13 protein-coding genes and 1 tRNA gene are annotated in these 13058 nt (G+C 70.9%); 6 read left to right on the top strand and 8 right to left on the bottom strand.

Annotated features, from left to right (window positions below; genetic code table 11):
* The first annotated feature begins 13 nt into the window (after nt 1-13).
* From Gocc_RS05650 to Gocc_RS17065, 3 genes are all read left to right on the top strand, one after another.
* A complete protein-coding gene (locus Gocc_RS05650; protein WP_181813405.1) occupies nt 14-400 on the top strand; it encodes a DUF3054 domain-containing protein in 387 nt (128 codons plus the stop codon).
* 583 nt (nt 401-983) lie between these two features.
* A complete protein-coding gene (locus tag Gocc_RS17060; protein WP_422717979.1) occupies nt 984-1223 on the top strand; it encodes a DUF4160 domain-containing protein in 240 nt (79 codons plus the stop codon).
* Nucleotides 1189-1587: a DUF2442 domain-containing protein gene (locus Gocc_RS17065; RefSeq protein WP_422717982.1), complete on the top strand. Its 399-nt coding sequence runs from the start codon at nt 1189-1191 to the stop codon at nt 1585-1587. Before Gocc_RS17060 ends, Gocc_RS17065 begins: the two co-directional genes overlap by 35 nt.
* Here Gocc_RS17065 and Gocc_RS05665 read toward each other — a convergent pair.
* Entirely contained in the window at nt 1562-1996 is a 435-nt protein-coding gene (locus tag Gocc_RS05665; protein WP_114795546.1) for a MarR family winged helix-turn-helix transcriptional regulator, read from the bottom strand. The genes Gocc_RS17065 and Gocc_RS05665 overlap by 26 nt on opposite strands.
* Before the next feature lie 81 nt (nt 1997-2077).
* Here Gocc_RS05665 and Gocc_RS05670 point away from each other — a divergent pair, with 81 nt between their 5' ends.
* Nucleotides 2078-2512: a nuclear transport factor 2 family protein gene (locus Gocc_RS05670; RefSeq protein ID WP_114795547.1), complete on the top strand. Its 435-nt coding sequence runs from the start codon at nt 2078-2080 to the stop codon at nt 2510-2512.
* Between the two features lie 114 nt (nt 2513-2626).
* A complete protein-coding gene (locus Gocc_RS05675; protein ID WP_114795548.1) occupies nt 2627-3964 on the top strand; it encodes an IS1380 family transposase in 1338 nt (445 codons plus the stop codon).
* Nucleotides 3965-4276: 312 nt separating this feature from the next.
* Here the strand turns inward: Gocc_RS05675 and Gocc_RS05680 are convergent.
* Nucleotides 4277-4349, bottom strand: a tRNA-Gly gene (locus tag Gocc_RS05680).
* A gap of 204 nt (nt 4350-4553) precedes the next feature.
* Nucleotides 4554-6245, bottom strand: coding sequence for a 2-isopropylmalate synthase (leuA, locus tag Gocc_RS05685; RefSeq protein ID WP_114795813.1), 1692 nt, complete (start codon nt 6243-6245; stop codon nt 4554-4556).
* Between the two features lie 256 nt (nt 6246-6501).
* Between leuA and Gocc_RS05690 the strand changes: the two genes are divergently transcribed.
* Nucleotides 6502-7308, top strand: coding sequence for a class I SAM-dependent methyltransferase (locus tag Gocc_RS05690; protein WP_114795549.1), 807 nt, complete (start codon nt 6502-6504; stop codon nt 7306-7308).
* Here the strand turns inward: Gocc_RS05690 and Gocc_RS05695 are convergent.
* The 5 genes from Gocc_RS05695 to whiG form a co-directional block, all read right to left on the bottom strand.
* Entirely contained in the window at nt 7277-7699 is a 423-nt protein-coding gene (locus Gocc_RS05695; RefSeq protein ID WP_114795550.1) for a ribonuclease HI family protein, read from the bottom strand. The genes Gocc_RS05690 and Gocc_RS05695 overlap by 32 nt on opposite strands.
* 82 nt (nt 7700-7781) lie before the next feature.
* Nucleotides 7782-9278 carry an aldehyde dehydrogenase family protein gene (locus Gocc_RS05700; protein ID WP_114795551.1) on the bottom strand — a complete coding sequence of 499 codons (1497 nt, stop codon included), beginning with the start codon at nt 9276-9278 and terminating at the stop codon, nt 7782-7784.
* Between the two features lie 49 nt (nt 9279-9327).
* The gene (locus Gocc_RS05705; RefSeq protein ID WP_114795552.1) at nt 9328-9942 is read right to left on the bottom strand and encodes a hypothetical protein; all 615 of its coding nucleotides are present in this window, start codon (nt 9940-9942) and stop codon (nt 9328-9330) included.
* A 66-nt stretch (nt 9943-10008) separates the two neighbouring features.
* Nucleotides 10009-12063, bottom strand: coding sequence for an elongation factor G (gene fusA, locus Gocc_RS05710; RefSeq protein ID WP_114795553.1), 2055 nt, complete (start codon nt 12061-12063; stop codon nt 10009-10011).
* A 157-nt stretch (nt 12064-12220) separates the two neighbouring features.
* Entirely contained in the window at nt 12221-13009 is a 789-nt protein-coding gene (whiG, locus tag Gocc_RS05715) for an RNA polymerase sigma factor WhiG (protein ID WP_114795554.1), read from the bottom strand.
* Nucleotides 13010-13058 lie beyond the last annotated feature (49 nt).

Genomic DNA, 13058 nt, shown 5'->3' on the forward strand with positions numbered 1-13058 from the left:
CTACGGTGGACGTGTGCGCCTGTCCCTCTCTCCCCCGCTGCGCCCGGCCACGCTCGCGGCCGCCGACACGCTGGCGATCGTGGCGTTCGCGGCGGCGGGGATCGTCTCCCACACGGGCGCTGTGTCGCTGCGCGCGGTGGCCGAAGACGTGGTGCCGCTGCTCGCCGGCTGGTTCGCGGCCGCCGCGCTGACGCGGCTCTACCGCGCGCGCACCGTGCGGGCACTGCTCCTCACGTGGGCGGTCGGGATCCCGGCCGGGGTGGCCGTGCGCGCCGCCGCGCTCGGCCGCCTCGACGAGCCGCGGCAGCTCGCGTTCCTCGCCACCACGCTCGTGCTCACGCTCGCGTTCGTCGCGTCCGCGCGGCTCGTCCTCTCGGCCGCCACGCGCGCTCCCGCGTAGGGGCAGGCAACCGATACGCCTCGAATCCGCGGCACCTCGAGCCCTCCGCGCGCGAAGCGTGCAGAGCAGTGAGCCGATCGTCCGGCTTGCCCAACGCTACATCGACGAGGGAATGCGCCTCGACCGCCACCGGGGGTCATCTTCCGCGACGCCCCGGCCGGACGACGCGCCGTCGTCGGCGGACCCGACGTCTGCGACGTCGTAACCGCCGTCCGCAGCCTCGACCCTACGGGACGAGGCCAACGACGCTGGATCAACCGATGGAAGCCCGCCCTCAACGCGTTCGCAGTGACATTCGAAGGACGAATCGAGATCAATGATTAACAAAATAGACAACAGGACTTACACCGAACATCCCAGATCCTTCTTCAGACGGACCCCAAGGCTCGGCGGGCGGCCCTCAACCCGCGCGTAACCCTCGCCGCCATGGCGAGCGGCTCGGGCGACAGCTCGAGCGCGCAGGCGCCATCGCTCGCGAGAATCGCGTCGTCGAGGGCGTCGACCCCGGGCTCGTCTTCAAGGTTCGCGCCAGCGGGCGACACAGCGACGAGGACTGGGGGAGCACACGCTCGGCCGCATTTCCATGCCCGCTACGCGGATCACGCCGCGTCGATCGGGCTCGACGGCGAGCTCGTCGCTTGGGTCGCTGCCGCACCGGGCGCTGGCTTTGGTCGTCGAGTGGGCTGCACTCCATCGAGAGGAGTTGCTCGGAAACTGGGAGCGGGCTCGACGCGAAGAGCCCGCTCGAGCCGATCGACCCGCCGCCGTGAGATGTGGGTGTGGACCAGATGGTCGACATCACGGGAGTCGATGTCCTCGGTGAGTACCGCCTCCGGCTCACGTTCGAGGACGGCACGGTCGGGGATGTCGACTTCGCCGGTCGCGAGTGGCGCGGCGTCTTCGAGCCGCTCAACGATCCGGCTGAGTTCGCACGGGTCGAGGTCCGATCCGGAGGCGGGGACGGCTACCTGGTCCGGCGGCCTAGACATGGCCCCCGAGCCGCTCTACGGCGAAGCACGCCGCCACCGAGTCCAAGGCGCTCGAGCTACCGGCTAAGCAGCCCCTCAGCGCTGCGTGAATCGCGTGGCGCGCTGAGGACGGCTGCGAGAGACTCGGCCCGCGCGCGTCGCAGCCGGGGGGACGTCGCCCGGCGCGCGAGCTTCAATCTCGGTCGTGCCCGGCGATGAGCTCGTCGAGCACCTCATTGAAGGTAGCCATGCGCTTGCGGTCGATGCGCGCCGCCCACGATCGCTCGACGTTGCGACCGGCTGCCCAGACGGCTGCGTCGAGTTCGTGGCCGCGTTTGGTGAGTTTCATGATGCGCGCGCGGCCGTCGGACGGGTCGGGATGGCGCTCGACGTAGCGTAACCGCTCGAGTTCCCTCAGAAAGTCATTGGTCGCCTGCTTTGACAGGCGTGCGGTCGCCGCGATCTCACCCGGTCGGCGCTGGTCAATGCCGGTGAGCCGGAAGAGGGTGATCATCGCCCCGGTGACATCCGGGTGGCCGGCCTCGCGGACGAGGGCGAGCATCTCGTCGCGGGCGAGGTCGTAGGCGACACGAAGTCGACCGACGAGGCTGGGCGCCCGCTGCTGCATAGCAGGGGTTGTTGACACTGCTCGTACGGTCGACGTACTATATGTAGTACGCGTCACGTACTAAACCTAGCAGGAGGTCACATGGAACGCAGCGAGATGGACAGGCTGATCGGGGAACACCTCGCCGCCGAGAAGGCCGGCGATCCCGTAGGTTGCGTCGCAATGTACACAGACGACGTCGTGCACGATGTCGTCGGCATGCCCTCTGGACCGCTGACCGGCGTCGAGGCGGCTCGCGGCTTCTACCAGTTCCTCACCCAGAACATCAAGACGGAGCGGATGGACGTCAACCGCACGTGGTACGGCGAGGACTTCTGCGTCATCGAGCACCAATGGCACGGCCCCGTCACCGGCGAGTTCCTCGGGGTCCCCGGCCACGGCCGCGAGATCTCGTTCCGGATGCTGCACGTCTGGGAGTTCAAGGACGACCGGATCTCGCGCGAGAACGTGTGGCTCGACGGAGGTGCCATCATGGCGCAACTGACCGCACCGGAAGCAACTCCGGCCTCAGCCTAGCCCGGGTCGTTCATTTGCAGGTCGGGCCGTGCGCTCTCGCGGTCGGGTGATGTGCGCCTGGGCAGGGAGGATTGGAGGTGTCGAAGCCCCATCTCCCTGCCCAGGAGGATCACCATGCAGGTGAAGCGTACGGAGCTGGTTGAGAGCGTACAAATCGTGGCGGACGCCGACCGTTTGACCTCGCGGGCAGGTACCGCCGTCCTCGCCGGGCTCGCTGACCGGGTCGGTCTGGCCGGGGCGCTCGCGCAGGCGATGGTGGGTGTGCGCCAGCGTCGCTCGCGCCACGATCCCGGCCGGACGCTGTGTGATCTGGCGGTGATGCTCGCCGATGGCGGCGACTGCCTGGCCGACCTGAGCGCGCTGCGCGACCAGCCGGCCCTGTTCGGCGAGGTCGCCTCCGATGCCACCGCCTGGCGGGCGCTCGCCGCGCTCGACCCGCAGCGGCTGGTGGCGGTGCGCCAGGCGCGGGCGAAGGCGCGGGCGCACGTCTGGGAGCTGGCCGGGGCGCCGCGGCGTGTCGTCCTCGACCTCGACGCGACGCTGATCACCGCCCACTCCGACAAGGAGCAGGCGGCCGGCAACTACAAGCACGGCTTCGGCTTCCATCCGCTGCTCTGCTACGAGGCGGAGACGGACGAGGCGCGGGCGGGTGTGTTGCGGCCCGGCAACGCGGGCGCCAACACGGCCGCTGACCACGTCGCGGTGCTCGACCTCGCGCTGGCGCAGCTGCCCGAGGGGGCGGTCGGGCCGGGGCTGTTGGTGCGGGCCGACTCCGGCGGGGCGACCCACGCCTTCCTCGACCACGTCGTCGAGCGCGGCTTCCGCTTCTCGGTCGGCTTCGACCTGACCGAGCCGGTCAGGGAGGCGATCCTCGCCGTGCCCGAGCAGGCCTGGCGGCCGGCGCTCACCCAGGCGGGCGAGCAGCGCGAGGGGGCGGCCGTGGCCGAGCTCGCCCTCGACCTGGAGGGCAACGGCTGGCCGGCCGGCACGCGGGCGATCTGCCGCCGGGAGCGGCCGCACCCGGGCGCGCAGCTCTCCTTCACCGACGACAACGGTTACCGCTTCCAGGTCTTCATCACCAACCAGCAGGGCAGGAGGATCGAGCGGCTCGAGCAGCTCCACCGCCAGCACGCCGTGGTCGAGGACCGGATCCGCTGCGGCAAGGACACCGGGCTGCGCAACCTCCCCTTCCGCGCGTTCGCCGCCAACACGGCCTGGCTCGAGCTCGTCCTCTGCGCGCAGGATCTGCTCGCCTGGACGCAGCGGCTCCTGCTCAGCGGCGAACTCGCCCGCTGCGAGCCGAAGCGGCTGCGCTACCGGCTCCTCCACGTCGCCGGCCGGCTCACCCGCCACGCTCGGCGGCTGCGCCTCCACCTCCCCCGCGGCTGGGCCTGGGGCAACGAGCTCGTCGAGGCGTTCGCGCGCCTGCGCGCGCTCCCGCAGGCACCATAGGCCCGCAGGCACCATAGGCCGCAGCCAGTCGCGTTCGCACACTGACCCAGCAGGACAACGGGGCCTCGGCCTGCTCGCGAACGCCGCCCCGACGGCCTCGCGCCTGCTCAACCAACCCACGAGTGCCGAGCGCCCAACCCGCGAGAGCACACTGCTCGCCCGACCGGCCGAGGGCGCCGCCCGAACGCGGCCTCACCCGCCTATCGAACGATCCGGGCTAACGAAGGCCGGCTCTTGTTCGTACGTCCCAAACGCGCTTCCGACAAACGGCCCGCAAAGACAAAGAAGCCCCGCAAATACGGGGCTTCTCGAAGCGGATGATGGGACTCGAACCCACGACCTTCTGCATGGCAAGCAGACGCTCTACCAACTGAGCTACATCCGCGTGGGAGCGCGATTATAGCGACGGCTCGGCGCAGCGGCTCGCGCGACGAGCGGGAGGCCCGGCGCGCCGGAGTCGAACCCGATCCGGCGGCGAACAGGATGCGCCGGGTATCGGCTTGGGGCCGCGGCCGGCCCCGCCCTCCGCCTTCGTCATGCCGTCGTGAACGACGACGCCCGGCGCGATGTCGGCTCCGGGCAGGTCGGGTCAGGCCGACTCGAAGGCCTCCACCGCCGCCTGTGCGGCTTTCCGGGCCGCGACCGCGCGGTTGACGGCGTTGACGACGGCCCGCAGCGACGCGGTCAGGATCGAGCCGTGCACGCCGACGCCCCAGAACGCCTCGTCGTCCACGTCCGCCTCGACGTACGCCGCGGCCTTGGCGTCGGCGCTCGCGGCCATCGCGTGCTCGTGGTAGTGGCGGATCGAGATCGACACGCCGAACGCCTGCGCGAACGCGTTCACGAGCGCGGCGACGGGGCCGCTGCCCTCGCCTTCGATCACCCGCTCCTCGCCGTCCACGCGCACGCGCGCCGCGATCTGGTCGGCGTCCTCCTCGCTCGCATGCGTGTAGGCGAGGAGCTCGTACGGGCGCACGTGGTCGAGGTAGTGGGCGCGGAACGCATCCATCAGCTCGTCTGCCGTGAGCTCGCCGCCGCGCGCGTCGGTGATCTGCTGCACCGTGCGCGCGAAGTCGACCTGGAGCCCGCGCGGGAGCTCGAGGTGATGCTCCGACTCCATCAGGTAGGCGACACCGCCCTTGCCCGACTGCGAGTTGACGCGGATGATCGCTTCGTAGCTGCGCCCGACGTCCTTCGGATCGATGGCGAGGTACGGCACGTCCCAGACCTCCGATCCCGACCGCTCCTGCGCGTCCATGCCCTTCTTGATCGCGTCCTGGTGCGAGCCGGAGAACGCCGTGTAGACGAGCTCGCCCGCGTACGGGTGGCGCGGGTGCACGGGCAGCTCGTTGCACTCTTCCACGATCGCCTTTGCCTCGTCGATGCGAGAGAGGTCGAGCCGGGGGTCGACGCCCTGCGTGAACAGGTTGAGCGCGATCGTGACGAGGTCGACGTTCCCCGTGCGCTCGCCGTTCCCGAACAGCGTCCCCTCCACGCGCTCGGCGCCCGCCATCAGGCCGAGCTCCGCCGTCGCCACGGCGGTGCCGCGGTCGTTGTGGGGGTGGACGGAGAGGATCGCCGCGTCGCGGTGGGAGAAGTGCCGGCCGAACCATTCCACCCGGTCGGCGTACACGTTCGGTGGGAACTGCTCCACCGTCGTCGGCAGGTTGACGATCATCTTCTGCTCCGGCGTCGGCCCCCACTCCGCCGCGACGGCCTCGCACACCTCGAGCGCGTAGTCGAGCTCGGTGTGGTGGAAGCTCTCGGGCGAGTACTGGAACACGATCTCCGTCGCCGTCGCCGCCGCGAGCTCCTTGCAGAGCGCCGTTCCCCGCACGGCGAGGTCGGTGACGCCGTCCCGGTCGAGCCGGAACACGACGCGGCGCTGGGTCACGGAGGTCGAGTTGTAGAGGTGCACGATCGCCCGCCGCGCCCCGTCGATCGCCTCGTAGGTGCGCTCGATCAGCTCGGGCCGCGCCTGCGTGAGCACGGCGACCGTGACGTCGTCCGGGATCAGCCCCTCCTCGACGAGCGACCGCGTGAAGTCGAAGTCGGTCTTCGAAGCCGACGGGAAGCCGACCTCGATCTCCTTCACGCCGAGCGCGAGCAGCAGGTCGAAGAAGCGGCGCTTGCGCGCGCTGTCCATCGGGTTGACGAGCGCCTGGTTGCCGTCGCGCAGGTCGGTGGAGCACCAGATCGGGGCGCGCTCGAGAACGACGTCCGGCCAGGTGCGGTCGGGCAGGTCGACGGTCTCGTAGGGGCGGTACTTGTGGAACGGCATCGGCATCGGGCTCAACTCCTCCTCGGGGCGGACTTCTCCCGCTGTGTGCGGGTGCACGGGCACGGGTATGTCGTCGCTCGCATCCCCTTAGCGGGGAAGGAGGAGGGCGAGCGCCGGCAGGCCGAGATCGGCATGCGGAGAGGGTCGGCGCGCGCACTGCATCCACTCCACCTTAGCCGAGCCGGGTCGCGGCGGCAACGGCCGGCGCCGCGACGCAGTAGGATCGTGCCTTCCGCAACGAGAAGAGGAGACGGAGATGGCGTTCGAGCAGCTCAAGCAACGGCACGCGGAGGTGTGGAGCTCGGCCCCGTTCGAGAACATCGCGGAGACGATCGCCGACACGCACGACGAGCTCGCGGAGCGGCTCGGCCCGCGACCGGGCGAGCGCTGGCTCGACCTCGCCTGCGGAGCGGGCGACGTGGCGTTCAGAGCTGCGCGCGGCGGCGCCGAGGTGACGGGGTCTGACCTCGCCCCGGCGCTCGTGGAGGCGGCGCGGCGGCGGGCGGCGGAGGCAGGCCTGGATATCACCTTGGAGGTGGCCGACTGCGAGAGCCTCCCGTATCCCGACGCGAGCTTCGACGTCGTCTCCTCCGGTGTGGGCGTCATCTTCGCGCCCGACCATGCGCGCGTCGCAGCCGAGCTCGCCCGCGTCTGCCGTCCGGGCGGGCGCCTCGGCCTCACCGCCTGGCGCGCGGAGAGTGGCGTCGGCGCCATGTTCAGGACGATGGCGCCGTTCCTGCCGCCGCCGCCCGACGGGGCCGGATCGCCGTTCCAGTGGGGCGACGAGGCCTACGCCGAGCGCATGCTCGGCCGCTGGTTCGAGCTCGAGTTCGTCGAGCTCGACTCCCGCTACGAGGGCGACAGCGCCGAGCAGATGTGGGCCGTCTTCCGCGACAACTACGGCCCCACGCACACGCTGTGGTGGTCGCTCGACGAGGAGCGCCGCGCTCGGCTCGACCGCGACATGGTCGCCCTGATGGAGGAGAGCCGGCGCGCCGACGGCCGCATCAGCGTCGAGCGTCGCTACATCGTCATCCTGGGCGTGCGCCGGGAGGCCGACTAGCGTCGAGCGCCTCGTTGACGAGCTGGTCGGCGAGCACGTTGTGCTCGCGCCGCACGGCCGTGTAGGTGACCGAGCCGACGGCGCGAGCGAGGCGGGCCGCCTCCAGCGACAGCGCCCGCAGGGCGGCGTTCTTGACCTTGTACTCGCCGCGCATCTGCTTGACCATCAACTCCGAGTCGGAGACGACCTCGACCTCCGTGAGCCCCAGCTCGGCGGCGCGGCGCAGGCCGTTGAGCAGCGCCGTGTACTCGGCGACGTTGTTCGTCTGCACGCCGATCGCCTCGCCGCGCGCGTCGAGCACGGCGCCGTCCTCTGCCTCGAGCACGAACGCGGCCGCGGCGGGCCCCGGGTTGCCGCGCGCGCCGCCGTCGGTGTAGAGGCGTGCCCGCATCGAGCGACAACCTAGCGGGAGCGCGATCGTGGTCGCAGCGCTCTGCGGGCTCGGGCGCGCCGTCGGAGACGCGCCCCTCCCCTCACGCGTTGTCGATCTGCGCCCGCTGCAGCCGGCCGGAGTAGTCGACGTAGATCGACTTCCACTCCGTGAACACGTCGAGCGCCGCCTGGCCCGCCTCGCGGTGGCCGTTGCCGGTGTCCTTCGTGCCGCCGAACGGCAGGTGCACCTCGGCCCCCGTCGTGCCCGCGTTGATGTAGGTGATGCCCGTCTGCAGGTCGCGCATGGCGCGGAAGGCGCGGTTGACGTCGCGGGTGAAGATCGACGACGAGAGGCCGTAGCGGATGCCGTTCGTCACCGCGATCGCCTCCTCGAAGCTCCGCACGGGGATGAGCGCGGTCGTCGGCCCGAAGATCTCCTCCTGCGCGATCCGCATCCGCGGGTCGACACGGGCGAAGATCGTCGGCCGGTAGTAGAAGCCGCGGGCGAGATCTCCGTCGCTCGCGCGCTCGCCGCCGGTGAGCAGGTCGGCGCCCTCGTCGACGCCGATCCTCGAGTAGGCGTCGATCTTCTCGAGCGCGGCGGCGTTGATGACGGGGCCGAGGTCGGTGGAGGGATCCCAGCCGGGGCCGATGCGCATCTTCTCGGCGCGTTCGACGAGGCGCCCGGCGAGCTCGTCGGCGACGTGCTCGTGCACGATTACGCGGCTCGCGGCGGTGCAGCGCTGCCCGCTGGTGCCGAACGCCGACCACACGATGCCCTCGACGGCGAGGTCGAGGTCGGCGTCGTCCATGACGATGATGCCGTTCTTGCCGCCGAGCTCGAGGTGCACGTGCTTGAGCATGTCGGCCGCGTTCCTCGTCACGAGCACGCCCGTCTCGCGCGAGCCGGTGAAGGTGATCACCGGCACGTCCGGGTGCCTGACGAGCCGGTCGCCGGCCTCCTCGCCGAAGCCGTGCACGAGGTTGACGACGCCCGCGGGGACGCCCGCCTCCGCGAGCAGCTCGACGAGGCGCTCGGCGAGCAGCGGCGTGTCCTCCGCGGGCTTGAGCACCACCGTGTTGCCGCACACGAGCGCCGGCGCCAGCTTCCAGGCCGGGATCGCGATCGGGAAGTTCCACGGCGTGATCGCCCCGACGACGCCGACCGGGTTCCGCACCGACATCTGGAACTTGTCGCGCAGCTCCGACGGCGTCGTGTGGCCGAACATGCGACGCCCCTCGCCGGCCATGTAGATCGACATGTCGATCGCTTCCTGGACGTCGCCGCCGGCCTCCGCGAGCACCTTCCCCATCTCGCGGCTCATCAGCTCGCTCAGCTCCGCCTTGTCGCGCTCGAGCAGCTGCGCGAAGCGCAGCAGGATGGTGCCGCGCTGCGGGGCCGGCACGAGGCGCCAGTCGGCGAACGCCTCCTTCGCCGCGGCGACCGCGCGGTCGACGTCCTCCGCGCTCGAGCGCGGGAACGCGCCCAGGCTCTCGCCGGTGGCGGGGACGAGGGACTCGAACGTCTCGCCCGAGGCGGCGTCGACCCACGCGCCGCCGATGAAATTCTTGCCTGCTCTCTCCCGGGTGGTTGCCATGCGCCGCAGTGTACGGGCGCTCTCGCGGCGAGCGCGGGCCGAGCGACTCCTAGAGACGCTCGATGCTCGGCACGACGCGGCCGTCCTCGGTCGCCGTCGCGTTCCACTCCTGGTAGCTCAGGGCGAGATCGGCGATGTCCTGCCCGCGCTCGGCGACCCGCACCGGCTGCGGCGCTTCCGGCGAGACACGATACTGGTACCACGAGATCTCCCAGGCGAACGTGAGCACCATCTCGCTGTTGACGCCCGAGAGCGGCACGATCGAGACGCGCGGCTCGCCGAGCGCCTTGGCGACGCCGGCCACCGTGCGGCGGAACTGCGTCTGGTTGAACAGCTCGGCGGCCTCGACGAGGGCCATCTCCTCGTCCCCGAGCCGGCGCAGGGTCGGCTCGGACACGACGGGCTCGACCCGCTCCTCGCGGGCGCCGAGCAGCGTCTGCCACAACGACTTCTGCCGGCGCCGGCGCGGCAGCTGCTGCAGCGTCGGCGACACGCTCACGCCTTCGCGCACCCAGCCGTAGTCGAGCGCGATGTCCGGGCAGAGCGGGCAGACGTCGACGAAGCGGTGCCCGTCGGGCGAGAAGCGCAGCGCGTGCTCGCCCTGCAGGAGCGTCCGCTCGCAGATGGCGCACGTCCGCGCCGCCGTCGTCTTGATCACCCGCATGGGCCGCCCACTATAGCCTGCTTGCAGGGGATTTCCACCACGCGCCCGCTCTGCGGCGCGCGTGGCCTATGCGGCGCCCGCCGCCTCGCGGGCCTTGCGCGTCTCCTCGATCACCTTCTGGGCGACGTGCGCGGGCACCTCCTCGTAGCGGAGGAAGTGCATCGCGTACTCTCCGCGGCCCCCGGTCATCGACGTCAGCGACTGCGCGTACGTGAGCAGCTCGGCAAGCGGCACCTCGGCCTTGATCGTCGTCATGCCGCCGGCCGGCTCCATCCCGTGCAGCCGCCCGCGGCGGGCGTTGAGGTCGCCGTTGACCGCGCCCACCGCCTCGTCGGGCACCGTCACCTCGAGCTCCATGATCGGCTCGAGCAGCACGGGGCTCGCCTTGGCGTAGGCCTCCTTCCACGCCATCGAGCCGGCGATCTTGAACGCCATCTCCGACGAGTCGACCGTGTGGTAGGAGCCGTCGACGAGCTCGACGCGCACGCCCTGCACGGGCGCGCCCGCGAGCTCGCCGTGCGCCATCGCCTCCTGGATGCCCTTGTCGACCGCCGGCCGGAAGCTCTGGGGGATGACGCCGCCGACGATCTTGTCGACGAACTCGTAGCCGACGCCGCCGTCGATCGGCTCGATCACGATGTGGCAGTCGCCGAACTGGCCGCGGCCGCCCGTCTGCTTCTTGTAGCGTCCCTGCGCGCGCGCCTGCGCGCGGATCGTCTCGAGGTAGGGCACGCGCGGCGGATGCAGCTCGATGTCGACGCCGAAGCGCCGCTTTGCGCGCTCGAGCGCGACCTCGACGTGCATCTGGCTCATGCCGGAGAGGATCTCCTCCCCGGTCTGCGGGTCGCGGCGCAGGCGCAGCGTCGGGTCTTCCTCCGCGAGGCGGCGGATCGCCGTCGCCACCTTCTCCTCCTCGCCCTTCGTCCGCGGCGTGATCGCGAAGCTCATCACGGGCTCCGGGAACGCGATCTCGGGCAGCTCTGCCGCGATCTCGCGGTCGCTGAGCAGGTCGCCGGTCTGCACGTCCTTCAGCTTCGCCACGGCGCCGATGTCGCCCTCGCCGAACTCCTTCGCACTCGTGTGCTCCTTGCCCTGCAGCTGCAGCAGCGTCCCCATGCGCTCCTTGGCATGGCCGCGTGCATCGACGAGCGTCGAGTCGGCGCCGACCTCTCCCTTGAGCACCCTGAACAGGTTGATGCGCCCTGCGAACGGGTCGGCGAGCGTCTTGAACACGAAGGCGGCCGTCGATGCCCCCGCGACCTCGATCGGCGCGCCCTTCTTCCCCGGCGACGGCACGCCCTCGACGATGAGGTCGAGCAGCGCGTGGGTGCCGAGGTTCTGCGTGGCGACGCCACAGGCGACGGGGAACACCTCGCCGCGTGTGACCGCGAGCTTGAGGGCGGCGGTGACGGCGTGCGCGTCCAGCTCGCCTCCTTCGAGGTATTGCTCCATGAGCGCCTCGTCGGTCTGGACGACCTCGTCGAGGAGCTTCTCGCGGTACTCCTGCGCGACCTCCGCCATGTCGTCCGGAACGGGCACGGGGTCGCCCTCCCTGCCGCCGTCCGGCGATAGGTAGGCGCACATGTGGAGCACGTCGACGATGCCGCGCAGCGAATGCTCGGAGCCGATCGGCAGGTGCACCGCCACGCACTTGGACGAGAACTGCTCCTGGATCTGCGCGAGCGTGCGGTAGAAGTCGGCGCGCTCGCGGTCGAGCATGTTGACGAAGAGGACGCGGGAGAGCCCGAGCCCGTCGGCGACGCTCTTCACCCTGGCGGTGCCGACCTCGAGCCCCATGACGCCGTTGACGACGACGAGCGCTCCCTCCACGACGCGCAGCGCGCAGTGGGACTCGCCCTGGAAGCTCGGGTCCCCGGGCGCGTCGATGAGGTTGATCTTGCGCCCCTGCCAGGAGGTGTGCGCGAGCGCCAGCGAGATCGACATGCGCCGCTTCTGCTCGTCCTCGTCCCAGTCGCAGACCGTCGTGCCCGCTTCGATCGTGCCGAGGCGGTTCACCTCGCCCGTCTGGTACAGCAGCGCCTCGACGAGGGACGTCTTGCCCGTGCCACGGTGGCCGACGACGGCGACGTTGCGGATCTTTCCGGGCTCGATTGCGGCCATGGGCGTCCGTTCCTCCTCGCGATGTCTGGGGTTGGTCGATCTTAGAACCTCTGACACCGCGACCACGCGCATCCCGCGCGGCCGCACGGCACGCTGCTTGCGCGTGTGGGAGGCTCCCGGCCGCGGCCCCGCCCTGCCAGGACCCTGCCCGCTGCGGCTACGTCTCGGCCGGCTCGCGCATGCCGCCCGAAAGGCGTGCCTTGAGGCGCAGCACGGCCTTCGTGTGCAGCTGCGAGACGCGGGACTCGGTGACGCCGAGCACCTCGCCGATCTCGCGCAGCGTCAGCTCCTCGTAGTAGTAGAGGGTGACGACGAGCTTCTCGCGCTCGGGCAGGCGTGCGATCGCCTCGCCGAGCGCCTCGCGCATCTCGGACTGCTCGAGCGAGGATTCGGGGTCGGGCGCGCCCTCGTCCTGGATCGTGTCGATGAGCGCGATTTGGTCGCCGCCGCCGGACGGTGCCCACAGCTCGTCGAGAGCGGCCATCGACGAGCGGGAGATCTCGGACAGGCTCTCCTCGAGCTCGTCGACGGTGACGCCGACCTTCGCGGCGATCTCCTCGTCGCTGGGCGCACGGTGGAGCGAGCGCTCGAGCTCGGCGATCGCCCGTTCGATCTCCCGTGCGCGGGTGCGCACGGAGCGCGGCACCCAGTCGAGCGAGCGCAGCTCGTCGATGATGGCGCCCTTGATGCGGCTGATCGCGTACGTCTCGAACTTGATCTCGCGGTCGGGGTCGAAGCGCTCGATGGCGCCGATCAGGCCGAGCAGCCCGTACGAGACGAGATCCTGCTCGTCCACGTGCGCAGGCAGGCTCGCCCCGAGGCGGCCGGCCACGAATTTCACGAGCGGCGCGTAGGTCAGGATCAGCCGATCGCGAAGCGCGCGGTCGCGCGTGCGCCGAAAATCCTGCCAAAGCGCCTGCGTATCGCCCCCAGGCTTCACAGACACGGAATAGAGAATACGCCGTCGGCCGGAAGACTCTTCTATCGCCTCCGCG

The sequence above is a fragment of the Gaiella occulta genome (assembly GCF_003351045.1).
Taxonomy (GTDB): Bacteria; Actinomycetota; Thermoleophilia; order Gaiellales; family Gaiellaceae; genus Gaiella; species Gaiella occulta.

Coding starts and splice junctions, on each gene's coding strand:
- Gocc_RS17060 (WP_422717979.1), top strand. CDS start 984: ATGCCCGCTACGCGGATCACGCCGCGTCGATCGGGCTCGACGGCGAGC.
- Gocc_RS17065 (WP_422717982.1), top strand. CDS start 1,189: ATGGTCGACATCACGGGAGTCGATGTCCTCGGTGAGTACCGCCTCCGG.
- Gocc_RS05665 (WP_114795546.1), bottom strand. CDS start 1,996: ATGCAGCAGCGGGCGCCCAGCCTCGTCGGTCGACTTCGTGTCGCCTAC.
- Gocc_RS05670 (WP_114795547.1), top strand. CDS start 2,078: ATGGAACGCAGCGAGATGGACAGGCTGATCGGGGAACACCTCGCCGCC.
- Gocc_RS05675 (WP_114795548.1), top strand. CDS start 2,627: ATGCAGGTGAAGCGTACGGAGCTGGTTGAGAGCGTACAAATCGTGGCG.
- leuA (WP_114795813.1), bottom strand. CDS start 6,245: ATGCCGTTCCACAAGTACCGCCCCTACGAGACCGTCGACCTGCCCGAC.
- Gocc_RS05690 (WP_114795549.1), top strand. CDS start 6,502: ATGGCGTTCGAGCAGCTCAAGCAACGGCACGCGGAGGTGTGGAGCTCG.
- Gocc_RS05695 (WP_114795550.1), bottom strand. CDS start 7,699: ATGCGGGCACGCCTCTACACCGACGGCGGCGCGCGCGGCAACCCGGGG.
- Gocc_RS05700 (WP_114795551.1), bottom strand. CDS start 9,278: ATGGCAACCACCCGGGAGAGAGCAGGCAAGAATTTCATCGGCGGCGCG.
- Gocc_RS05705 (WP_114795552.1), bottom strand. CDS start 9,942: ATGCGGGTGATCAAGACGACGGCGGCGCGGACGTGCGCCATCTGCGAG.
- fusA (WP_114795553.1), bottom strand. CDS start 12,063: ATGGCCGCAATCGAGCCCGGAAAGATCCGCAACGTCGCCGTCGTCGGC.